Genomic DNA, 19,296 nt, shown 5'->3' on the forward strand with positions numbered 1-19,296 from the left:
GCTCCTTCCGAGGCCGCCGCAGGGGTCGGGGCGCCGGCGCGTCGTCGCGGAATCGCCGGGATGGGCTCGCTCCGCGCGGCTCCACCATCCGGTCCCGAGCCGGACGTCGATGATCGCGGACGCGGGCCGGTGAGTGGTTTATCTCACTTGGTGTTTGGTGGGACTGATTGTGCGGGCGGTTCGTGATCGGCGTTGACTGACCGGGTGAGCTCACGGGTGGTTGCGGCGGGTCAGGAAGTGCCGCCGCATGCGCTGATCTCGGTACGGCGCCGCTGGGCGATCCTCGCCGCGGGGACGCTGGCGTCGGCCGCGTCGACGACGATGGTGACGGGGCCGGCGTTCCTGATTCCTGAGCTGCACGCGGCGGTGGGTGATGGGGGGCGGGGACTGTCGCTCGCTGCGGCTGGTCTCGTCGCTGCGGCGACCGTCGCGGGGCAGATGGTGGCGCTGCTGCCGTGGGGGTTCGTGGTCGACCGTCGGGGCGAGCGGTTCGCGCTCGTCGCCGGGCTGTCGGTCGCGGTGCTCGGCGGGATCGCCGCGATCCTGGCGCCGGGCACGGTGACGCTGGCGGTGGCACTGTTCTTCGCGGGCATCGGCGGCGCGTCGGCGAACTCGGCGTCAGGACGCGTCGTCGTCGGGTGGTTCCCGCCCGAGCGGCGGGGCCTGGCGATGGGCATCCGACAGGCCGCGCAGCCGATCGGCGTGGGGCTCGGCGCAGCGACGATGGCCGTGCTGGCCGCCGACCAGGGCATCGCGCTGGCGCTGGGCGTGCCGACGGTCGCGTGCGCGCTCGCGATCCTGCTGGTGCTGGTGATCGTGCTCGACCCGCCGCGCCCGCCGCGGGCCGAGGGCGACGGGCACACGAACCCCTACCGGGTCGACGGCTTCCTGGTGCGCGTGCACGCGGCGTCCGTCCTGCTCGTGGTGCCGCAGTTCCTGGTGTGGGCGTTCGGCCTGACCTGGCTGGTGACCGACCTCGGCTGGGAGCCCGGTCCCGCCGGGCTGCTGATCGCCGGCACGCAGGTCGCCGGGGCGGCCGCTCGGATCAGCTCCGGCTGGGTCTCGGACCTGGTCGGCAGCCGGATGCGACCGATGCGGGTGGTCGCGGTGCTCGCCGCCCTGACCCTGCTCCTGCTCGGCAGCGCCGCGTCGCTGTCCGGCGGCTGGTGGACCGCCGTCGCGGTGGCGCTGCTCGTCGTCGCGTCCGCCGTCACGGTCGCCGACAACGGCCTCGCCTACACCGCGATCGCCGAGAAGGCCGGCCCCTTCTGGTCCGGGCGGGCGCTCGGCGCCCAGAACACCGCCCAGCACGCGGTCGCGGCCCTCGTGCCACCTCTGTTCGGGCTCCTGATCACACACTGGGGGTACGGCGCCGCGTACGCCCTCGCCGCCGTGCTCCCCCTCCTCGCCATCGGCGTCGTCCCCGTCCACCGGGAACAACAGATCCGCTGACCCGCCGAACCGGCACGGTTGGCGCGACGAACCGGCACGGTTGGCTGGACGAACTGGCAGAGTTGGTTGGACGAACCGGCAGTGCCCTGCTCAGCGCGCGACGACCTCGCGGCGGAACAGGATGTTGACGTCGACCGGTCCGTCCACGCCGTCCACGGATCCGCTGTCGGTCTGCTGCCAGACCCACCAGTCGCGCTCGGGCCGGCCGTCCAGGTCGCGCACCCACTGGCGGTATCCGGACAGCTCGGCGGCGGCGCCGTACTCCTCCTCGAAGTCGGGGAAGAGATAGACGACCGGCCGCTGGCCGGTGTGCCGCTCGACGACCTCGAGGAACGTCTTGATCTCGGCGAGCAGCGCCTCGCGTGGCGGCGGGGTCGAACAGGAGCCGAGCAGCTCGACGTCGACAGCGGGCGGCAGCCAACCCGACGGTGCATCCTCGATCACTGACACGAAGTGCTGGGCTTGGTCGGCGCCCGGGGTGCAGAGCGAGAAGTAGTGATAGCCCGCAACCTCGATGCCGAGGTCGGCGGCCTGCCGGGCGTTCGTGGCGAACATCGGGTCGGTGAAGGTCGCGCCCTCGGTCGCCTTGAGGTAGGCGAACGAGATGCCGTCGTTCGCGACCGCCTCCCACCCGATCGTGCCCTGGTGATGCGAGGCGTCGATGCCGAGGTGCCGCACTCGCTCCTTCGACGACCGTGGCGGTGGGGTCGCCGTCAGCCCTCCGGGCGGGGTCGGCGTGGGCGAGACGGTCGGGGTCTCGGTGCTCGGTCGAGACTCGATCGCGTCCGGTCGATCGTCGGCCGCGCACCCGGCGCCGGCGAGTGATCCGACCAGCAGGAACGGGAGAAGGGCGCGCACGTCCCGGAGCCTAGGCGGCCCGCCGTCGTACGGCGCTGCCGGTTCGTCACGCCAACCCTGCCCGTTCGTCACGCCAACCCTGCCCGTTCGTCACGCCAACCGTGCCGGTTGGGCGGGGGAATCAGGAGGGCGGGGCTACCGTTGGAGACACCATGCCGTCCCTGGACCTGACTGCCGACAACTTCGAGCGCACGGTGCTCGACAACGAGATCGTGCTCGTCGACTTCTGGGCGTCGTGGTGCGGGCCGTGCCGGATGTTCGCGCCGATCTACGAGGAGGCGGCGCAGGCCAACGACGACATCGTGTTCGGCTCGGTCAACACCGAGGAGGAGCGCGGGCTGTCGGCGGCGGCGCAGATCCAGTCGATCCCGACGCTGATGGCGTTCAAGAAGGGCACGCTCGTGTTCTCGCAGGCAGGCGCGCTGCCCGCTCCGGCGCTGACCGAGCTGATCGGCAAGGTGCGCGAGCTCGACATCGACGCGGCCCTCGCGCAGCAGGGTGACGAGGCCACCGGCGACAAGGCCGAGTGATGGCCGAGGCCGGGCCGACCGAGCCTCCCGGGCTCAGCTTCGGGCTCGACACCTTCGGCGACGTCACCGTCGATCCCCACACCGGCGAGCGCCTCGCGCACGCCGAGGTCATCCGCAACGTGGTGACCGAGGGGGTGCTGGCCGACGACGTCGGCATCGACGCGTTCGGGATCGGCGAGCACCATCGCGGCGACTTCGCGATCAGCGCGCCCGAGCTGCCGCTCGCGGCGATCGCCGCCCGGACCTCGCGCATCCTGCTCGGCACGGCCGTGACCGTCCTCAGCTCCGACGACCCGGTGCGCGTCTACGAGAAGTTCGCGACCCTCGACGCGATCTCCGGCGGGCGCGCCGAGGTCACGCTGGGCCGGGGCTCCTTCACCGAGTCGTTCCCGCTGTTCGGCTACGACCTCGGCGACTACGAGCGGCTGTTCGTGGAGAAGCTCGACCTGTTCGCCGCGCTCCAGGGCGAGCAGCGGGTCACCTGGGACCGCGGAGAGCTGCGGGCTCCGCTGCGCGACGCGGAGGTCTTCCCCAAGACCGAGCGCGGGTCGGTCCCGGCGTGGATCGGCGTCGGCGGGTCGCCGGAGTCCGTCGTACGCGCTGCTCGCTACGGGTTCCCGCTGATGCTCGCGATCATCGGCGGCGAGCCCGCCCGCTTCGCGCCGTTCACCGACCTCTACCGCCGTGCGCTCGATGAGCTCGGGCACGACCCGCTGCCGATCGGCGTCCACTCGCCGGGGTTCGTCGCCGACACCGACGACGAGGCGCGCGAGGTGCTCTACCCGCACTACCAGCAGATGCGCAACCGGATCGGGCGCGAGCGCGGCTGGGGCCCGGGCACCCGGGAGCAGTACGACGCCGAGGTCGACCACGGAGCGCTGTACGTCGGCTCGCCCGAGACCGTCGCGCAGAAGATCGCCGCCACCGTGCGGGCGCTCGGCATCCAGCGCTTCGACCTCAAGTACTCCAACGGCACGCTGCCGCACCCCTACCTGTTGCGCGCCATCGAGCTCTACGGCACCAAGGTGGTGCCGCGCGTGCGGGAGCTGCTGGCCGACTCCTGAGGCTCCGCCGCCCCGGCCCCACGCGTCAGTGCCGCTCCACCGCGACGACGTCGTACCGCGGGATCGGGTTGTCGCGCGCCGCCTTGCACGTCAGCCGGGTGGCCGACGCGGCGTCCTGGACGGTGCGCACCCGGACCTCCCAGTCCCGGGCGCCGGCGGCGAACCGGGCGACGGTCAGGTCGCCGTCGACCTCCCGACCGGTCAGGCGGACCGCGTCCTTGGCCGTCGTGCCGAGCCGGCGCAGGAGGGCGACCTCGGCGGCCTGGACGGCATTGGGGTACGCCGAGCGGCCGCGCAGCTCGTCGAGGGACAGCTCGCCGGCGAGGTGGCGGTCGGCGATCGCGCTCACCGACTCCGGTGTGACCCGCCCGTAGTAGAGCCCGTCCGGGAGCACGACCAGGTTGCCGGCGAAGCGGTCGCCCCCGATGTGCGAGACCTCCCAGGCCAGCTCGGGGTGGGTCTCGTCGAGCCGCATCGCGGCCGGGCGCCCGAACTCCGCACAGCACGCGTCGTGGCGGCCGTTGGTGCAGACGGCGAACAGCGGCTGCTCGACCGGGTCGAGTCCCGTCGTACCGCCGGCGCGGAGGGCGCCGAGGTCGAGGTCGAGCACCTCGCGCAGGTCCGCGACGGTGCCGTGCTCGAGCCGGGGTCGGACCGGGTCCGCCCACGCCGCGAAGACGTTGAGCCGCTCGGGGTCGCGCGCCGCACGGGCACGGCGCACGAGGAGGATCTTCGCCCGCAGCTGCTGCGCGCGTCGGCGCAGCTCCGGCCCGAGACCGTCGGGCAGCCGGGCGTCGAGCAGGGCCGTGTTGCCCCACGGACCCGAGTGCTCCAGCAGGAGCCAGGTCCGCACGTGGGTGGCGGTGCCGGCGAGGGGCTCACCGCGGCCCAGGCTCGCGGCGGCGCACGCGAAGCGGTCGGCGGTCACCGGTCCAGTCAAGCCGACGCCGGCACGGCTTCGAGCAGGCCCTCCCGCAGCAGCCGGCGGCAGAGCACCAGCCGACTCTGCGGGTCGAGGTGCGCGGCCAGGTCGCCGGGGGTGAACGACGGCCGCGCCCGGACCTCCTCCAGCGCGGGACGGATCCAAGCGGGGACCGTCAGCGAGCGGTCGCCGAGCAGCACCTCGACCTGGTCGGCGGCCGGTCGGTCGAGCAGCACGCACGGGTGACCCGGGCGCCGGCGCACCGGCGTGTCGTCGGCCAGGTCGCGCGCGGCGAGCACGTCGTGGAGGCCGCCGGGCAGGCGGGACGGCCGGCTGGTCAGGAAGCGGCGCACCTCCTGCTCGGCCGCGGCGCCCGCGTCGAGGCGCCGTACCTCCCGTGCGAGCGCGTCCAGCCGGTCGGCGAGGCCGCCGACGAGCTGGGCCGGGTCGTCGAGGTAGCCGGCGGGCAGGTGCGCGTCGGAGACGGTCGCCAGCGCGGGCGCGACGGCGCGCTCCACGAGACCCCGCCAGGTCAGCTGGTTGATGCCGAGGGTGACGTGCAGCGACACCGAGTCCTGCGCCCGCGCGGCGTGCGGCGTGCCGGTGGGCAGGTACATCGACAGGCCGGGCTCGAGAAGCACGTCGTCGACGCCCTCGGCGCCGTGCACCTCCCACTGCTTCGAGCCTGCGGTCTGGAACACGAAGACGTCGTGGGAGTCGGAGTGGACGGCGAAGCCCTGGGAGCCGGGCGGAGTGAGGTAGGCGTTGGCCTGGCACGGATGCCCCAGCTCGAGCTCGAGCTCGGCGACCAGCTCCATCAGCGGTGGGTGGTAGCGGTGCAAGCCCTGGAAGACGACCGTCGCGCCCTCGTCGAACAGCCGCAGCGCCTTGCGCGCATCGACCAGCCCGGTGAGCGGCTTGCCGGCGAGGGTCGCGCCCGTGCGGACGAACGACCCGTCGGCGAGGACCGACCCGTCCTTCGCCAGCCGGAGCGCCGGCGTGCGCAGGCCGGACGAGGTGAGCAGGCGATCGGCGTCGGCGAGGCTCAGCAGGCCCGCGAGTCGCTCCGGATCGGTGCGGTGCAGGTGGACGCGCGACGCCCAGACCTTGGTGAGGAAGGTCTGGGCGTCGCCGCTGAGCAGGTCGAGAGCGGTCAGAGCCCGGTCCCGTCGGTGCCGTCGCTGTCGGAGGAGTCCCCGTCGGTGCCGTCGCTGTCGGAGGAGTCCCCGTCAGTGCCGTCGGAGTCGGTCGAGTCGCCGTCGGTGCCGTCGCCGTCGCTCGCGTCACCGTCGCTGGTGTCGGTCGCGTCGCCGTCGCTGCCGTCCGCGTCGCCCGGCATCGGCGTGGCGCCGCCGTCGGGCGAGGTCGTCATCTGGTCGTCGCTCAGCGGGTCTTCGGGTGTGGTGCTCATCAGTCCTCCTGGTGTCGTCGCCCTTGCTGCCGAGTCTGGTGCGGTCTGCCAGGACGGACAAGGGCTTGCCGGCAGACGTCCGGGAGGTACCCGGACGCCGGGCCGGCAGTCGGAGCGGGTCGACCGCGACGCGGAGCGCTACGCGCGCACCGTCCGCAGTGCCGTCGCCCACGACTCGAGCTGCTCGAACATCGTCTGCACGGCCTCGTCGTGCTGCTCGGCCGGCGCGAGGTCGGTGAAGTTCTCGAAGTCGGTGTAGAGAGACAGCGAGACCTGCTGCCGGACGTGCGCCATCTGCAGCTCGCTCGCGATCGCACGGAGGTTCTCGATGGCGCGGGCGCCGCCGAGCGAGCCGTAGCCGACGAAGGCGCAGGCCTTGTTGTTCCACTCCGCGTAGAGGTAGTCGATCGCGTTCTTCAGGACGCCCGAGGTGGCGTGGTTGTACTCCGGCGTGACGAAGACATAGCCGTCGTACGGCGCGATGACCTCGGCCCACGCCTTGGTGTGCTCGTTCTGGTACTGCCCCATCGACGGCGGGATCGGCTCGTCGAGCAGCGGCAGCGGGTGGTCCCGCAGGTCGATCAGCTCGTAGGTCGCGGGCCGGCTGGCGGCCTGCTTCATGACCCAGTCGGCGACAGCCAGTCCCTTCCGCTCCGGACGGGTGCTGCCGAGGATGATCGCGATCTTGGGTGTCGACGTCGTCATCTGCGCTCCAGTGGTCGGGAACAGGTCGTTCTGGAGCGGTACCCGGCTGGTCGGCGGGCAGACGGCGCGCCGGGCCGGGTCGTGGGTCAGTCGGCGGTGCGGGCGACCTCGGAGCCGGCGATGGCTTCCGGGTCGGCGGCCACGCCGAGCGCCTCCGCCGCGGCGGAGATCTGGCGGGCGAGCGTCACGTCCTTGTCGGTGAGCGCCGACTCGGAGTGGGTCGCGAGCCGCACCTCCAGCAGCGGGTAGCGGAGGTTGAGGTCGGGGTGGTGGTCGGCGTCCTCGGCGAGCCGGCCGATCTCGTCGACGAGGCGGAGGCCGGTCGCGAAGTCACCCGTGCGGAAGACGGTGCACGCCTGCCAGCCGACGACCTGCCAGTCCTGGAGGCCCTCGGTGGCCGCGAACTGCTCTGCGCTGAGCTTCTCCATCTGCCCGACGTTACCGGTCGACGGGGCGCGGCCAGCCGGGGAAGTCCTGGGGCGGGTCCTCGCCGGTGCGGCCGTCGATCGACTCCCGGAGCAGGTCGGCGTGACCGTTGTGCCGCGCGTACTCCTCGATCATGTCGACCAGGAGCCGCCGCAGGCTCGGCGCGCCGTCGGCGAACATGACATCCGCGGCGTAGTCGAGCCCGCCCGCCGCCAGCGCCTTGTCGACAGCGGCCCGCGAGCGCCGTACGGCGTCGTGCCAGAGCGCGAGCAGTCGCTCGGGGGTGTCGGCAGCAGCGGATCGCCACTCCCAGTCGGGCTGTCCGTCCCAGTCGACGCGGTCCCACGGCGAGGGCAGCGGCCGCCCGAGGAGCGCCTTGGTGAACACGTCGTCCTCGACCATCGCGAGGTGCTTGACCATCCCGCCGAGGGTCATCGTGGACGGCCCGAGCCGGGTGTCGAGCGCCTCGTCGTCGAGGTCGCCGATCTTCCAGGCGAAGGTCGCCCGCTGCCGCTCCAGCGAGCCGAGGAGCGTCGAGACCTCGTCACCGGCGATCGGCGGCTCCGGGCTGACGGGCGTGTGCGTCCGCGCGCGCTGACCGTTGAGTGTGGTCGTCATGCTTCGACAGTAGGTCGGGTCGGTGACGTCCGGGAGGGGTGACTGGCCAGTAGTGTTCGGCGGCCTCAGGCACGCCGGTCCTCCGGCGCCCGCGGCAGGAAGTTGGCCGACAGGGCGCCCCAGGTCGTGTCGATCAGGCGCTCCATGTCGAGGTGGGTCGCCTTGGCGACGTAGTCCTTCGCGAGCTCGGTGCGGACGACCTTCAGCAGGAAGCGCCGCAGCTCCCCCTCGAGCCCGGTGAGCTTCTGCAGCACCGCGCCGCGGCGGGTCGGGGTCTGCAGGGTCAGGACGATCTCGTCCTCCTCCGGCAGCTCGATGTCGATCCGGATCCGGAGCGGCGCCTCGGTGTGGATCCGCATCAGCAGCGGGAGCACGACGTCGGCGTTGAAGCGGTGCCGGTCGATCTTCATGTCGAGGTCGAAGACGATGGCCATGGGCAGGAAGACGCGATAGGTCAGCAGGTCGCCCGGCACCTCCTCGCCCTTCGTCGGGCGGAAGCTGGCGACGACGCTGACCGACGCGAACGAGCGGCCGGGGCCGGCGCCGATGGGACCGAGCACGAGCTCGGGGCCGAGGACCTCGTTGACCATCTTCAGGACGCGGTCCTTGTGCAGGACGCGCCGGACGTAGGCGGCTCCGAACTCCTCGTAGGAGATCGGCCTCCCGGGCGCGATGTCGACCGGCTCGACGGACTGGAAGGCCTCGTCCTCGGCGGCCGCGGCGACCTGGATCGCCTCGTCGAGGTGCTCGAGAGGCTGCTCCGCCTCGCGGGCGGGAATCACCCGTGCGCGTACCGCTTCGGTCACTCGTCCCCCAAGTCTCGGTTGCCCGTCTCCGGGCTCACGGCGTCCCTCAGTCTAACTGTGTCACGGGCGAGGAAACCCCGGTCCCGACGGGTCTTCCGCCGCCCGCGCGATTTCGTGCGGACCGTGACAGATCGTCAACAACCAGCGGGGAGCGGCTGACGCGCCTAGGTTCCCGGCATGCGGACCTCGACGCTTCTCGGTGCCACCCTGCTCAGCCTCACCCTCGCGCTGGCCGGCTGCGGCGACGACGCGGGCGACGACGACTCCGGCGGTACGTCGCAGGGCGGCGGCGACAGTGGCGGCGACGGCGGCGACGGCGACGGCCCCGAGCAGGTCGACGTGTGCTCCCTGGTCACGACCGCCGATCTCGAGGAGGCCTTCGGCAGCCCCTTCGACGAGGGTGAGTCGACCCACCAGGAGCAGACCGGCGGCGACCAGTGCGTGTGGAGCAACACCGACGCGCCACCGGTCAAGGTCGTCTCGATCACCCTGCTGCGCGAGGGACACCTCTCGGAGATGTTCGCCGACAACGGGGTCACGGTGCAGTCGCTCTACGAGGACACCAAGGGCTACAGCCCCGACGCCGAGCCCGTCGACCTCGGCGACGACGCCTACCTGGCGGGCTCGTTGCTCGAGGTGCTCGACGGCGACGACTACTACTCGTTCTCGGTCACCGGCACCAGCGACGAGGCGATCGAGGGCATGAGGAGCCTCGCGGAGCAGGTCGTCGGCTGACCCTCACCTGGGAGCGCGACGGCCGCCGACCGGCGGCGGAGCTGCCGGCCGGCGGCCGAGGGCTGACCCGTCAACGGGAGGCGCCTCGCGCGAAGTCGGCGACGAGCGACGGCACCGCCGCATCGAAGCCGACGACGTCGAGCATCCCCGCGTCGTTCGGGTCCGCGATGCTGAAATGGGTCGCGGTCATGCCGACCACGACCAGCCTCGCGGCGATCCCGGACCGCTGGCGATAGTCCCGCAGCGCCTGGTGCGGGTGCACCGAGCCTGCCCACGTCTCGTTGTCCGTGTAGACCACGAACGTGTCGACGGCCAGTCGCTCCTTCGCCGCGTACAGCATCGGAAGGGCGCAGTCGGTGCCACCCATCGGCATCCGGTCGACGACGCGCAGGGCGTCGTCGAGACGCTGCCGCGGGGAGATCCGCAGCCGCTTCAGCACCGCGTCGGACCGCCAGCCCGGGCCGTCCGCGGAGAAGCCGACCGCTGTGGCCGACGGCTCCGTCGCGAGCTGGACCAGGGCCAGCGCCGCCGACGCCTCACGGGCCGTCAGCGGCAGGCCCGCGATCGGCGCGTGCATCGAGCCGGAGACGTCGACCGCCACCAGCGTCCGGGTGCCCGAGGGCTCCACCGCGCCGAACGCCGCGTAGAACGCGGCGTCGAGCGCGTCGACGACCTTCTGCTGCGGGTCCCACGTGCCCGCGCCGCGCGCCGAGCGCCCGGCGGCGTACGTCCGCTGCGCGACCAGGACGTTGACCGGGTGCACGCGACCGCTGCGGAGCCGCTGGGCGTCGGTCAGCCGGGCCACGACCTCGGCGGTGCGGCCGCCACGGTCGGGCAGCAGTCCCAGCCGGGTCAGCCGGGGCAGCTGTCGCAGCAGCGCCGTCGGGGGCAGGCCGACGTCGAGCAGGGCGTCCCACACGGCGGCCTCGCCGAGCGCGGCATCCGGGAGCATCTCCCAGGTCAGCCGGTGGCGCACGACGAGGTCGGTCCAGGTCGTGACATCGGTCGCCGCCTGAGCGCGCACGAAGCCGTCGACCAGCGCCGGGACCGCGTCACCGACCGAGCCACGGACGATCCAGTCGAACGTCGCCCGCAGCGCGGGGTCGTCGGTGACCGGGTGCGCCAGCCGCAGCAGGTCGCGGTGCGACCAGCCCTCGCGCTGGCGGTACTTCACCGCCTGGTAGGCGACGGCGTCGGGATCCTTCGAGGTGTACCACCCGCCGACCGCGCGGCGCAGGCCGCGACCCCAGCCACGGAACTGCTCGACGTACGCCGCGAACTGCAGCAGGTGCGTGCCGGTCCGGGCGACCCGCGGCAGCGCGTCGAGCGCGAGCCGGGACGACTCCGGGACCGCTGCCGCGTAGGCCAGCGCGAAGAGCGCCGGGTTCTGCCGCGGGGCGCGGCCGCTGGTGGACACCTCGACGATGGTGGAGACCAGGGTCTCCGGGTCGGCCATGGCCATCCGCCCGACCACCTCGACGTTCTGCTCGGCCAGCTCACGCGGCGCGGCGTAGTAGGTGCCGCCGTCGACGCCGAGGACGAGGAAGCGGCGCAGCCGCGCCGCGTCGTCGAGCGTGAAGGTGAAGCCGCCGGCGGTGTTGCGCCGCTGGCGGGGGTCTGCCTGGTCGACCTGTGCGGTGCGGCGCCGGTTGAAGGCGCGCAGCACGTCCATCGTGGTGTCCTCTCGTGATCTCTGTGGGGTGGGTACGGCGCAGGAGCCGGGCGTGGTGTGCCGACCGGGTGGACCCGCGCGACCGTGGCCGCGCGGGCTGGCCCTTCTCGGGGGCCTCCGTGTCAGGGAGAGATAACCGATCCGCTCCGGCCCGCTCTCCTGCGTCGTTGCGAGCGGGTGACCGAAAGGGCTCCGGCCCCCGCTCTGGTTGGTCCGGCGCGGGCGTGTGATGACGACCGACATGAGCTCTGCCCTTGAGCTACGTGCCCGTGGCACGGCGGGAGTCGAACCCGCAACACCATCATTCGGAGTGATAACCAACCGTCGCCGGCCCGCCCGGAACCGTTGTTCTCTTGTCGTCGAGAACCGTAGAAGTCCCGGTGTGGTGCGGCCTAGCGGGTTTGGGGCGGCTGGTCGGTCCCTGCGTCTACGGACTTGTTGCCGAGGAGCCGCTCGAGCAGGCGCGGGTCGGTGGGCCACGCCGCGAGCAGCGTCCCGCGCGGGATGCTGCGGGCGGCGTACCTCAGCAGGAGCACGACCGCGACCACGTCGTCGAGCGGACCGATCACCGGCAGGAACTCCGGGAGCAGGTCGATCGGCGAGACGACCCAGAGCACGGCCACGAGCAGCGCGACCTTGGCGCGGCGCGGGACGTCGGGGTGCTTGCGCAGGCGGCGCGCGGTGGTGACGCACGCGGGCAGGAACTCGGCGACCTGCTTGAGCATGCCGTCGGGCAGCCGGCGGGCGAAGAGCACCATCGCCGCGCAGGAGAGCGCCCACGCCGCCAGGGCGATGCCGGCGACGACGAGGGCGGTGGTCACGTTCTGACGGTACTCGTCGCCATCGCGACGAATTGGTGGTGATGAGTCTGTCGGATCCGGTCCGTCTCATCCGTGGAGAGGGAAAGAGCGGGTCACAGCAGGTGGCTCGCATCCTCACTCACACGATGGAGACCGAGATGTCCACCACCACCCAGTTCCACCCGGCCGCCACCGCGACCGCGCACGCCACCACCGACCGCCGTCCCGTCTGGAAGCACGGCGTCGCGGCCGCGGCGGGCCGCGGCCACCACCACGGTCCTCGCGGCGGTCGCGTCGGCCGCGGGCGTGTCCTTCGAGGACTCCCACGGCGTCCCGATCCCGTTCCTGGCGTTCCCCCAGCTGACGCTGATCTTCTCGCTGATCGGCGTCGCGCTCGCCGCGGTGCTGGCCCGCAAGGCGCGGCGCCCGCGGTCGACGTTCGTCCGCACCACCGTCGCGCTGACCGCGCTCTCCGTGGTCCCCGACTTCACGTTCGGCTTCGACACCGCGACGGCGTTCTCGCTCGCGACGCTGCACGTGGTCGCCGCCTCGATCGTCATCCCGACGGTCGCGCGCCGGCTGGCCGCGACCCGTTGACCGGCGTACGGGCGGGGCTCACCGTGCCGCGGTGAGCTCCGCCCACTCGCGCGCCATCTGCTTCTCCAGCGCGGGATAGACGATCAGGTACCGGAACGGCTTGATGAAGGCCATGTAGGCCTCGCCGAACCACCCGCGCGGCTTCACGTAGACGGCCATCCGGCCCTCGTACCGCTCGCCGCCGACCGGGATCCAGGACAGGTGGAGCACGCCGTGCACGGTGCGGTTGGAGATCTCGGCCGCGAACTCGGTCGCCGTGCGGTAGACCGGGACGAACGGCAGATCGGTGAACCGGAGGTCGTCGGCGGTCCCCCTCAGGTCGGCCGGCAGCCGCGGCACGATGCTCGTCTCTTCGGCGCCGGGGATCGGGAGCCCGTCCGCCCTGCCGTCGGTCGCGTGGGCGACGTCGCCGAGGTCGAACACCTTCCCCAGCAGCTGGCGCACGCCCCAGACGAAGCGGCTCGCGAGGTTGCCCGACGACATCGGAGAGCCCGAGCGGATCCGCTCGATGACGAGCTCGAAGTCGTCACGGGACCCGGTGACCTCGGGGAGCTGCCACACGTCCTCCAGCCTGAAGTCGCGCAGCAGGTCGTGGACGCGCAGGTCCACGGCCAGGTGCCGCTCGTTGGGGATCCTCATGCCGCCGCCCTTCTATACGGTGCCGTATGGACGACGGTACGGCGCAGCAGCGGGGCCGGTCAATACGGTGGCGTATAGATTTCCGCCATGGCCACCGCGAAGACACCCGCCGAGGCGTGGGTCGACGCCGCGCTGCCGGTGCTCGCCGCAGGCGGCCCCGACGCGGTGCGCGTCGAGCAGCTGGCCAACGGCCTCGGCGTCACCAAGGGCGGCTTCTACTGGCACTTCCCCGACCGCGCCGCGTTCCTCCAGCGGGTCCTCGACCGCTGGGAGCAGCTGGCCGTGGAGAACGTCATCGAGCAGCTCGAGTCACATCCCGGGGCCGCCCGCGACAAGCTGCGCGAGCTCTTCGACATCGCGTTCGCGTTCGCCGTCGCCGACGAGGGCCAGCGCGCGGAGCTGGCGATCCGCGACTGGGCCCGGCGCGATCCCGCCGTCGAGGCCCGGCTGCGTGGGGTCGACGAGCGCCGGATGGCCTACCTGCGCGACCTCTTCGCCCAGATCTGCGACGACCCGCTGGACACCGAGGCCCGCGCGCTCACGGCCTACTCGCTGTTCGTCGGCCAGCACTTCCTGGCCACGGGGCACGACGGCCACACCCGTCACGAGGTGCTCCGCGCGGCCCTCGAGGGGCTTCTGCGCTGATCAGGCGATCGGCTCGACCCGCATCCGTACGGCGACGTGGTCGCCCTCGTCGATGCCCTCGGCACGGCGGACCGCGACCTTGAGGCCGAGCAGGTAGCGCCCGTCCTTGGGGAACAGCGAGGTGGTGAACTCGGTGTCGCCCACCGTCGCCGTCACCGGGATGCAGCCCCAGCCATAGCTGAGCATCGCCTCGTCGGCCTTGATGTCGGCGCTGTCCTCCTCGGGCACGGCGACGTAGTAGAACGGCGCGGGCCCGCGCCACTCGAACACCGGGCCGCTGAACTCGAGCTCCATCAGCTTCTCTCCTGCAGCGCCCTGATCGCCTCGTCGACCGTCTCCGCGACCACGACCTCGTCGCCCGCGAAGGACGGCACCTCGCCCGCGACCACCGCTAACGGCACGGCCGTCCGCGCAGCCAGGGCGACCTCGGACAGCGTGCCCCACGACCCACCGATCGCGAGCACCGCGTCGGCGCTGCGCACGAGCAGCGCGTTGCGCATCTCCCCCATCCCGGTCGGCAGGGCGAAGGCATGGCCCGGGGCGGCGGCAGACCGGTCGGTGCCCGGGAGGATCGCGATCGCCGTACCGCCGGCGGCGGACACGCCCTCGGCGGCCGCGGCCATCACTCCACCGAGGCCGCCGGTGAGCACGACCCAGCCCCCCGCCGCCAGCAGCCGCCCGGCACGCCGGGCATGGTCGAGCAGCGCGGGGTCGGCGTCGGCCGGTCCGCACACGGCGACGTAGCGCATGGTCCCGAGGATAGGACCGGGGAGCCCGGCGGGGTCCGCGGCCGTCAGATCAGGTCGACGGAGAAGTAGCGGGTCTCCTGGAACTCCCGGATCCCCTCGCGCGCGCCCTCGCGGCCGAGCCCGCTCTGCTTGACCCCGCCGAACGGCGCGGACGGGTCGGAGACCAGCCCGCGGTTGATGCCGACCATGCCGGCCTCGACCCGCTCGGCGATCTTGAGGGCGTCCTGGAGGCGGCCCGCGTAGACGTAGGCGGCCAGGCCGTACTCGGTGTCGTTGACGAGGCGGATCATCTCCTCCTCGTCGTGCCAGGTGACGACGGGCGCGACCGGCCCGAAGACCTCGTCGGTGAGGATCTCGGCGTCGGGTGCGACGTCGGTCAGGATGACCGGCGCGACGTAGGCGCCGCCGTCGGGAGCCGTGGCCTGGTGGGCGATCCGGGCGCCTGCGGCGACCGCCGCGTCGACCTTCTCGCGGATCTCGCCCGCGGCCTTCTCGGTGATCATCGGGCCGATCTCGGTCTGCTCGTCCGACGCGGGCCCCACGCGCAGGGCCTCGACCGCCTTGCCGAAGCGGGCGACGAAGGCGTCGGCGACGTCGGCGTGGACGTAGAACCGGTTGGCAGCGGTGCACGCCTGGCCGCCGTTGCGGAACTTCGCGATCATCGCGCCCGCGACGGCGGCGTCGAGGTCGGCGTCGGCCGTGACCACGAACGGCGCGTTGCCGCCGAGCTCCATGCTCGCGTTGACGACACGGTCGGCCGCCTGGTGCAGCAGCCGCCGGCCCACCGGCGTGGAGCCGGTGAACGAGATCTTGCGGACCCGCTCGTCCTCGAGCCACGCGCCCACGACGGCGCCGGAGTCCTTGGTCGTGACCAGGTTGACCACACCGTCGGGCAGGCCGGCCTCCCGCATCAGGTCGACGATCGCGATCGCGGTGAGCGGGGTCTCCGACGCGGGCTTGAGCACCACGGTGCAGCCCGCGGCCAGCGCGGGCGCGATCTTGCGCGTCGCCATGGCGGCCGGGAAGTTCCAGGGGGTCACGAGCACCGCGACGCCCACGGGCTGGTGCGTCACGAACGTCTTGGCCCCGGTCGCGGGCGCGGTCGCGTAGTCGCCCTCCGATCGCACCGCCTCCTCCGCGAACCAGCGGAAGAACTCGGCGGCGTAAGCGACCTCCGCCTTGGCGTCGGCCTGCGCCTTGCCGTTCTCGGCGCTCATCAGCGCGGCGAGGCGGTCGCCGTTGGCGACCATCAGCTCGAACGTACGGCGCAGCACCTCGGCGCGGACACGCGGCGCCGAGGCCGCCCACTCGCCGAGGGCTCCGGCAGCGGCGTCGACCGCGGCGGTGGCGTCGGCCGCCGTACCGTCGGGGACGTGGGCGAGCGGGCTGCCCGTCGCGGGGTCGTTGACCGGGAAGGTGGCGCCGGCGCCGCGCGGCCGGCCGCCGATCCGCAGGCCCCGCTCCGGGTCGAGCTCGGCGATGACGTCGGCGATCACGAGACTCATGCCGTCGACACTACGCGCGCAGCGTCGGTTGCAGCAGGACGAGTTTTGGCCGATGAAGCAACGTGGGGGTGGGGTACGGCGTCCACATGAGAGCGTGAGAGTCGTCTCGCAACGCGGAGGGAGCCACAGTGAAGAGCACCAGCAGTGCCGGACGGGTGATCAACAAGGGTCGTGCCCGGCTGAAGCTGCGCACCCGGCTGCGCGCGTTCGCCCACCCGGCGCCGGCCCACCCGGCCAACGGCGCGCTCCCGACCCTGGACGCCGCCGGGCCCGTCGAGTCGCTGCCCGCGCGCCGGACCGCGCCGGGCTCGTGGACCATCGCGCCGGGCACGGGGTTCATCGACCAGCACCCGCGGTTCCTCGACACGAGCACCACCGCAGCGACGCGGTCGCGGCTCAACCTGCGGCACGAGGCGATCATCACCGACAACAAGGACGTGCTCGAGGGCGCCCGGGTGCTCGACATCGCGAGCCACGACGCCCGCTGGACGTACGCCGCGCTCCGGGCCGGCGCGAGCCACGTCACCGGCGCCGAGGGCCGCCCGGAGCTGGTCGCGCACGCGGAGGAGAACCTCCAGCACTACGGCGTCGACCCCGACCGCTACCGGTTCATCGTGGGCGACATCTTCACGACGCTGGACAAGGAGCGGCCGCAGGCCGACGTCGTGCTCTGCCTCGGCTTCCTCTACCACACGATGCGCTACGACGACGTCTTCCACGTGATGAGCCAGAGCAACGCCGAGTTCCTCATCCTCGACACCCAGGTCGAGCCGTCGCGCGAGGCGATCCTGCGCGTGCGGACCAACGGCGTCGTCGGACAGGGCAGCGCGTTCACCGACAGCCCGATCCACACCGGGCAGGTGCTGGTCGGCCGCCCGTCGGTGCGGGCACTGCGCACGATGGCGTGGGTCTACGGCTACCGGCTCGACCGGTTCTCCGACTGGTCCGGCATCCTCGAGGACAACCCTCCCGGACGGACCGTCAAGGTCTACCGGGCCGGCGCGCGGGCCACGCTGCGCTTCAAGCGCGACCCGTCGCTCGGCACCCCTCCGGAGGAGTAGTCGCGCCGACCTCGTCAGAGGTTGCCGCGGCGCTCCTGCTCACGCTCGATCGCCTCGAACAGGGCCTTGAAGTTGCCCTTGCCGAACCCGAGCGACCCGTGCCGCTCGATCAGCTCGAAGAAGACCGTCGGCCGGTCGCCGACCGGCTTGGTGAAGATCTGCAGCAGGTAGCCGTCCTCGTCGCGGTCGACGAGGATGCCGCGCTTCTGGAGCTCCTCGACCGGCACCCGCACCTCGCCGATCCGCGCGCGCAGCTCGGGGTCCTCGTAGTAGGAGTCGGGCGTGTTGAGGAACTCGATGCCCGCGGCGCGCAGGTGGTCGACGGCGGCGAGGATGTCGGTGGTCGCCAGCGCCAGGTGCTGGGCGCCCGGCCCGCCGTAGAACTCGAGGTACTCGTCGATCTGGCTCTTCTTCTTGGCGATCGCCGGCTCGTTGAGCGGGAACTTCACGCGGTGGTTGCCGCTGGCGACGACCTTCGACATCAGCGCGGAGTAGTCGGTCGCGATGTCGTCGCCGATGAACTCGGCCATGTTCGTGAAGCCCATGACCCGGCGGTAGAAGTCGACCCACTCGTCCATCCGGCCGAGCTCGACGTTGCCGACGACGTGGTCGAGCGCCTGGAACGTGCGCGGGCCGAGGGCCTTGCCCTCGCGGGTGACGTAGCCCGGCAGGTAGGGGCCGTGGTAGCGGCTGCGGTCGACCAGCGTGTGGCGGGTGTCGCCGTACGTCGCGATCGCGGCCAGACGGACGGTGCCGTGCTCGTCGCTGATCTCGTACGGCGCCGCGAGCACGGTCGCGCCCTGCGCCTCGGCGTGCGCGACGCACTTGTCGACGTCCGGGACCTCGAGTGCGATGTCGGTGATGCCGTCGCCGTGGCGCGCGTGGTGGTCGACGACGGGGCTGTCGGGCGCGACGGCGCCCTCGATGACGAAGCGGACCGCGCCGGCCTCGAGGACGAACGAGTGGCGGTCGCGTAGGCCGGTCTCGGGCCCGGCGTAGGCGACCAGGTCCATGCCGAACGCGGAGCGGAAGAAGTGGGTGGTCTGGACCGCGTTGCCGACGGCCCAGACGACGGCGTCCCAGCCGCTGACGGGGAACGGGTCCTGCGACGGGTCGTGGTCGACCAGGCCGACCAGCTGGCGCAACTGGTCGAGGTCGAGCTCCGCGAGGCGCTCGGCGTCGGTCAGGCGGGTGGCGAGCTCGGTCATGGGTTCCTCCCGGGTCGGCGGTCCTGCTACGCGCACAGCCAACCCGGTGGCGATCACCTGCACAACCCGGCCAGCAAGCACTGGTCAAAGTGCTCACTCCGACCGCCCCCGCACCCGTTGGACTAGGCTCTGTGCATGGCTCTGGACCGTCTGGACATCGCGCTGCTCACCGCCCTTCGCGAGCACCCCCGCGCCGGCGCCCTCGAGCTGTCCCGGAGGCTCCAGGTCGCGCGCGCCACGGTGCAGGCCCGGCTGCAACGGCTGGAGGCCTCCGGCGTGGTCACCGGGTACGGCCCCGACGTCGACCTCGAGGCGGCCGGCGTCCAGCTCACGGCGTTCGTCACCCTCGAGATCGCGCAGGGAGCGTTGGACGAGGTCGCGGCCGAGCTGGAGGCGCTGCCGACGATCCTCGAGGCCCACATGACCACCGGCAGCGCCGACGTGGTCTGCAAGGTCGGCGCCAGCTCGCACGCCGACCTCCAGGAGACGCTGCTCGAGCTCAACCGCTCGACGTCGGTCGTGCGGTCCACGAGCGTCGTGGTGCTGGGCACGGTGGTGCCGCCGCGCGTGCTCCCCCTCCTGGCGCGCTCGGCCGAGGAGCGCGAGGCCCGGGCACCCGCCTACCGCAACGACTGAGTCCCTGTTTCAACCCGTCGGGCTGGGTACCTCCCCGTCATGACTGATCAGGAGCGATTGGAAGCCATCCAGGCCGTCGTCGACCGCGTCACGTCGTGGCAGGACGGCGCCACCGAGGGCACCGTCGCCGCGGAGCTGCGGCACGGCGCCGAGGAGGTCGGCGTCGACCTCACCGACGAGGAGATCCGCAAGCTCGCCGACGCGATCGAGGACGAGCACGCCACGGTTCACGCCGCAGAGGTGCTCGGCTGACCTAC

Annotated in this window: 24 protein-coding genes and 1 tRNA gene; 9 read left to right on the top strand and 16 right to left on the bottom strand. The window is 72.6% G+C overall.

Annotation, left to right across the window (positions count from 1 at the left end):
• Positions 1-237: 237 nt before the first annotated feature.
• Positions 238-1,452, top strand: coding sequence for an MFS transporter (locus HNR19_RS21125; RefSeq protein WP_343047310.1), 1,215 nt, complete (start codon positions 238-240; stop codon positions 1,450-1,452).
• 90 nt (positions 1,453-1,542) lie between these two features.
• Here the strand turns inward: HNR19_RS21125 and HNR19_RS21130 are convergent, their stop codons facing one another.
• Complete coding sequence (locus tag HNR19_RS21130) at positions 1,543-2,310, bottom strand: GH25 family lysozyme (protein ID WP_179669793.1); 768 nt, start codon at positions 2,308-2,310, stop codon at positions 1,543-1,545.
• Between the two features lie 152 nt (positions 2,311-2,462).
• On the opposite strand from HNR19_RS21130, the gene trxA reads away from it, so the two are divergent.
• Both trxA and HNR19_RS21140 read left to right on the top strand, forming a co-directional pair.
• Positions 2,463-2,840 carry a thioredoxin gene (gene trxA / locus HNR19_RS21135; protein ID WP_179669794.1) on the top strand — a complete coding sequence of 126 codons (378 nt, stop codon included), beginning with the start codon at positions 2,463-2,465 and terminating at the stop codon, positions 2,838-2,840.
• Complete coding sequence (locus HNR19_RS21140; RefSeq protein ID WP_179669795.1) at positions 2,840-3,904, top strand: LLM class flavin-dependent oxidoreductase; 1,065 nt, start codon at positions 2,840-2,842, stop codon at positions 3,902-3,904. Before trxA ends, HNR19_RS21140 begins: the two co-directional genes overlap by 1 nt.
• A gap of 25 nt (positions 3,905-3,929) precedes the next feature.
• On the opposite strand, the gene HNR19_RS21145 is transcribed toward HNR19_RS21140, so the two are convergent.
• From HNR19_RS21145 to HNR19_RS21175, 7 genes are all read right to left on the bottom strand, one after another.
• Positions 3,930-4,832: a sucrase ferredoxin gene (locus HNR19_RS21145; RefSeq protein ID WP_179669796.1), complete on the bottom strand. Its 903-nt coding sequence runs from the start codon at positions 4,830-4,832 to the stop codon at positions 3,930-3,932.
• A gap of 8 nt (positions 4,833-4,840) precedes the next feature.
• Positions 4,841-5,644: a JmjC domain-containing protein gene (locus HNR19_RS21150; protein WP_343047311.1), complete on the bottom strand. Its 804-nt coding sequence runs from the start codon at positions 5,642-5,644 to the stop codon at positions 4,841-4,843.
• A gap of 335 nt (positions 5,645-5,979) precedes the next feature.
• Complete coding sequence (locus HNR19_RS21155; protein ID WP_179669797.1) at positions 5,980-6,237, bottom strand: hypothetical protein; 258 nt, start codon at positions 6,235-6,237, stop codon at positions 5,980-5,982.
• 138 nt (positions 6,238-6,375) lie between these two features.
• On the bottom strand, positions 6,376-6,942 hold the full coding sequence (locus tag HNR19_RS21160; protein ID WP_179669798.1) for an NADPH-dependent FMN reductase: 567 nt from the start codon (positions 6,940-6,942) through the stop codon (positions 6,376-6,378).
• Positions 6,943-7,028: 86 nt separating this feature from the next.
• Entirely contained in the window at positions 7,029-7,370 is a 342-nt protein-coding gene (locus HNR19_RS21165) for a 4a-hydroxytetrahydrobiopterin dehydratase (protein ID WP_179669799.1), read from the bottom strand.
• A gap of 10 nt (positions 7,371-7,380) precedes the next feature.
• Entirely contained in the window at positions 7,381-7,986 is a 606-nt protein-coding gene (locus HNR19_RS21170; RefSeq protein WP_179669800.1) for a DinB family protein, read from the bottom strand.
• A 65-nt stretch (positions 7,987-8,051) separates the two neighbouring features.
• Positions 8,052-8,792, bottom strand: a complete 741-nt coding sequence (locus tag HNR19_RS21175; protein ID WP_179669801.1) for a hypothetical protein — start codon at positions 8,790-8,792, stop codon at positions 8,052-8,054.
• Positions 8,793-8,969: 177 nt separating this feature from the next.
• Between HNR19_RS21175 and HNR19_RS21180 the strand changes: the two genes are divergently transcribed.
• On the top strand, positions 8,970-9,527 hold the full coding sequence (locus tag HNR19_RS21180) for a hypothetical protein (RefSeq protein ID WP_179669802.1): 558 nt from the start codon (positions 8,970-8,972) through the stop codon (positions 9,525-9,527).
• A 70-nt stretch (positions 9,528-9,597) separates the two neighbouring features.
• On the opposite strand, the gene HNR19_RS21185 is transcribed toward HNR19_RS21180, so the two are convergent.
• The 3 genes from HNR19_RS21185 to HNR19_RS21195 form a co-directional block, all read right to left on the bottom strand.
• The gene (locus HNR19_RS21185; RefSeq protein WP_179669803.1) at positions 9,598-11,199 is read right to left on the bottom strand and encodes a TROVE domain-containing protein; all 1,602 of its coding nucleotides are present in this window, start codon (positions 11,197-11,199) and stop codon (positions 9,598-9,600) included.
• Positions 11,200-11,469: 270 nt separating this feature from the next.
• Positions 11,470-11,535 (bottom strand) — tRNA-Arg (locus HNR19_RS21190).
• Positions 11,536-11,591: 56 nt separating this feature from the next.
• Positions 11,592-12,020, bottom strand: coding sequence for a YkvA family protein (locus HNR19_RS21195; protein ID WP_343047312.1), 429 nt, complete (start codon positions 12,018-12,020; stop codon positions 11,592-11,594).
• Between the two features lie 285 nt (positions 12,021-12,305).
• Here HNR19_RS21195 and HNR19_RS21200 point away from each other — a divergent pair, with 285 nt between their 5' ends.
• Positions 12,306-12,596, top strand: a complete 291-nt coding sequence (locus tag HNR19_RS21200; protein ID WP_218910338.1) for a DUF6069 family protein — start codon at positions 12,306-12,308, stop codon at positions 12,594-12,596.
• Positions 12,597-12,614: 18 nt separating this feature from the next.
• Here HNR19_RS21200 and HNR19_RS21205 read toward each other — a convergent pair whose 3' ends face one another.
• Positions 12,615-13,235, bottom strand: a complete 621-nt coding sequence (locus tag HNR19_RS21205; RefSeq protein WP_179669804.1) for a DUF2867 domain-containing protein — start codon at positions 13,233-13,235, stop codon at positions 12,615-12,617.
• An 87-nt stretch (positions 13,236-13,322) separates the two neighbouring features.
• Here HNR19_RS21205 and HNR19_RS21210 point away from each other — a divergent pair, with 87 nt between their 5' ends.
• Positions 13,323-13,880: a TetR/AcrR family transcriptional regulator gene (locus HNR19_RS21210; RefSeq protein WP_179669805.1), complete on the top strand. Its 558-nt coding sequence runs from the start codon at positions 13,323-13,325 to the stop codon at positions 13,878-13,880.
• Here the strand turns inward: HNR19_RS21210 and HNR19_RS21215 are convergent, their stop codons facing one another.
• Genes HNR19_RS21215 through HNR19_RS21225 form a run of 3 tightly spaced genes read right to left on the bottom strand, consistent with a single transcriptional unit; the run spans position 13,881 to position 16,134 of the window.
• On the bottom strand, positions 13,881-14,174 hold the full coding sequence (locus HNR19_RS21215) for a DUF1905 domain-containing protein (protein ID WP_179669806.1): 294 nt from the start codon (positions 14,172-14,174) through the stop codon (positions 13,881-13,883).
• On the bottom strand, positions 14,174-14,629 hold the full coding sequence (locus HNR19_RS21220; protein ID WP_179669807.1) for an SLOG cluster 4 domain-containing protein: 456 nt from the start codon (positions 14,627-14,629) through the stop codon (positions 14,174-14,176). The genes HNR19_RS21215 and HNR19_RS21220 overlap by 1 nt, the downstream gene beginning before the upstream one ends.
• Positions 14,630-14,673: 44 nt before the next feature.
• Entirely contained in the window at positions 14,674-16,134 is a 1,461-nt protein-coding gene (locus tag HNR19_RS21225) for an NAD-dependent succinate-semialdehyde dehydrogenase (protein ID WP_179669808.1), read from the bottom strand.
• Positions 16,135-16,262: 128 nt separating this feature from the next.
• Between HNR19_RS21225 and HNR19_RS21230 the strand changes: the two genes are divergently transcribed.
• On the top strand, positions 16,263-17,195 hold the full coding sequence (locus tag HNR19_RS21230) for a methyltransferase domain-containing protein (protein WP_179669809.1): 933 nt from the start codon (positions 16,263-16,265) through the stop codon (positions 17,193-17,195).
• Positions 17,196-17,209: 14 nt separating this feature from the next.
• On the opposite strand, the gene hppD is transcribed toward HNR19_RS21230, so the two are convergent.
• Positions 17,210-18,403, bottom strand: a complete 1,194-nt coding sequence (gene hppD / locus HNR19_RS21235) for a 4-hydroxyphenylpyruvate dioxygenase (protein ID WP_179669810.1) — start codon at positions 18,401-18,403, stop codon at positions 17,210-17,212.
• Between the two features lie 135 nt (positions 18,404-18,538).
• On the opposite strand from hppD, the gene HNR19_RS21240 reads away from it, so the two are divergent.
• Together HNR19_RS21240 and HNR19_RS21245 are read left to right on the top strand one after the other, a co-directional pair.
• On the top strand, positions 18,539-19,039 hold the full coding sequence (locus HNR19_RS21240; protein ID WP_179669811.1) for an Lrp/AsnC family transcriptional regulator: 501 nt from the start codon (positions 18,539-18,541) through the stop codon (positions 19,037-19,039).
• Positions 19,040-19,078: 39 nt separating this feature from the next.
• Complete coding sequence (locus tag HNR19_RS21245; RefSeq protein WP_179669812.1) at positions 19,079-19,291, top strand: hypothetical protein; 213 nt, start codon at positions 19,079-19,081, stop codon at positions 19,289-19,291.
• The last annotated feature ends 5 nt before the right edge of the window (positions 19,292-19,296 follow it).

The sequence above is a fragment of the Nocardioides thalensis genome, assembly GCF_013410655.1.
Taxonomy (GTDB): Bacteria; Actinomycetota; Actinomycetes; order Propionibacteriales; family Nocardioidaceae; genus Nocardioides; species Nocardioides thalensis.

What these genes read in the sequence shown, in the direction of transcription:
- HNR19_RS21225 (WP_179669808.1), bottom strand. Translation starts at nt 16,134, where the DNA reads ATGAGTCTCGTGATCGCCGACGTCATCGCCGAGCTCGACCCGGAGCGG.
- HNR19_RS21180 (WP_179669802.1), top strand. Translation starts at nt 8,970, where the DNA reads ATGCGGACCTCGACGCTTCTCGGTGCCACCCTGCTCAGCCTCACCCTC.
- HNR19_RS21245 (WP_179669812.1), top strand. Translation starts at nt 19,079, where the DNA reads ATGACTGATCAGGAGCGATTGGAAGCCATCCAGGCCGTCGTCGACCGC.
- HNR19_RS21160 (WP_179669798.1), bottom strand. Translation starts at nt 6,942, where the DNA reads ATGACGACGTCGACACCCAAGATCGCGATCATCCTCGGCAGCACCCGT.
- HNR19_RS21205 (WP_179669804.1), bottom strand. Translation starts at nt 13,235, where the DNA reads ATGAGGATCCCCAACGAGCGGCACCTGGCCGTGGACCTGCGCGTCCAC.
- HNR19_RS21155 (WP_179669797.1), bottom strand. Translation starts at nt 6,237, where the DNA reads ATGAGCACCACACCCGAAGACCCGCTGAGCGACGACCAGATGACGACC.
- HNR19_RS21170 (WP_179669800.1), bottom strand. Translation starts at nt 7,986, where the DNA reads ATGACGACCACACTCAACGGTCAGCGCGCGCGGACGCACACGCCCGTC.
- hppD (WP_179669810.1), bottom strand. Translation starts at nt 18,403, where the DNA reads ATGACCGAGCTCGCCACCCGCCTGACCGACGCCGAGCGCCTCGCGGAG.
- HNR19_RS21215 (WP_179669806.1), bottom strand. Translation starts at nt 14,174, where the DNA reads ATGGAGCTCGAGTTCAGCGGCCCGGTGTTCGAGTGGCGCGGGCCCGCG.
- HNR19_RS21220 (WP_179669807.1), bottom strand. Translation starts at nt 14,629, where the DNA reads ATGCGCTACGTCGCCGTGTGCGGACCGGCCGACGCCGACCCCGCGCTG.
- HNR19_RS21185 (WP_179669803.1), bottom strand. Translation starts at nt 11,199, where the DNA reads ATGGACGTGCTGCGCGCCTTCAACCGGCGCCGCACCGCACAGGTCGAC.
- HNR19_RS21165 (WP_179669799.1), bottom strand. Translation starts at nt 7,370, where the DNA reads ATGGAGAAGCTCAGCGCAGAGCAGTTCGCGGCCACCGAGGGCCTCCAG.
- HNR19_RS21150 (WP_343047311.1), bottom strand. Translation starts at nt 5,644, where the DNA reads ATGGAGCTGGTCGCCGAGCTCGAGCTCGAGCTGGGGCATCCGTGCCAG.
- HNR19_RS21140 (WP_179669795.1), top strand. Translation starts at nt 2,840, where the DNA reads ATGGCCGAGGCCGGGCCGACCGAGCCTCCCGGGCTCAGCTTCGGGCTC.
- HNR19_RS21240 (WP_179669811.1), top strand. Translation starts at nt 18,539, where the DNA reads ATGGCTCTGGACCGTCTGGACATCGCGCTGCTCACCGCCCTTCGCGAG.
- trxA (WP_179669794.1), top strand. Translation starts at nt 2,463, where the DNA reads ATGCCGTCCCTGGACCTGACTGCCGACAACTTCGAGCGCACGGTGCTC.
- HNR19_RS21210 (WP_179669805.1), top strand. Translation starts at nt 13,323, where the DNA reads ATGGCCACCGCGAAGACACCCGCCGAGGCGTGGGTCGACGCCGCGCTG.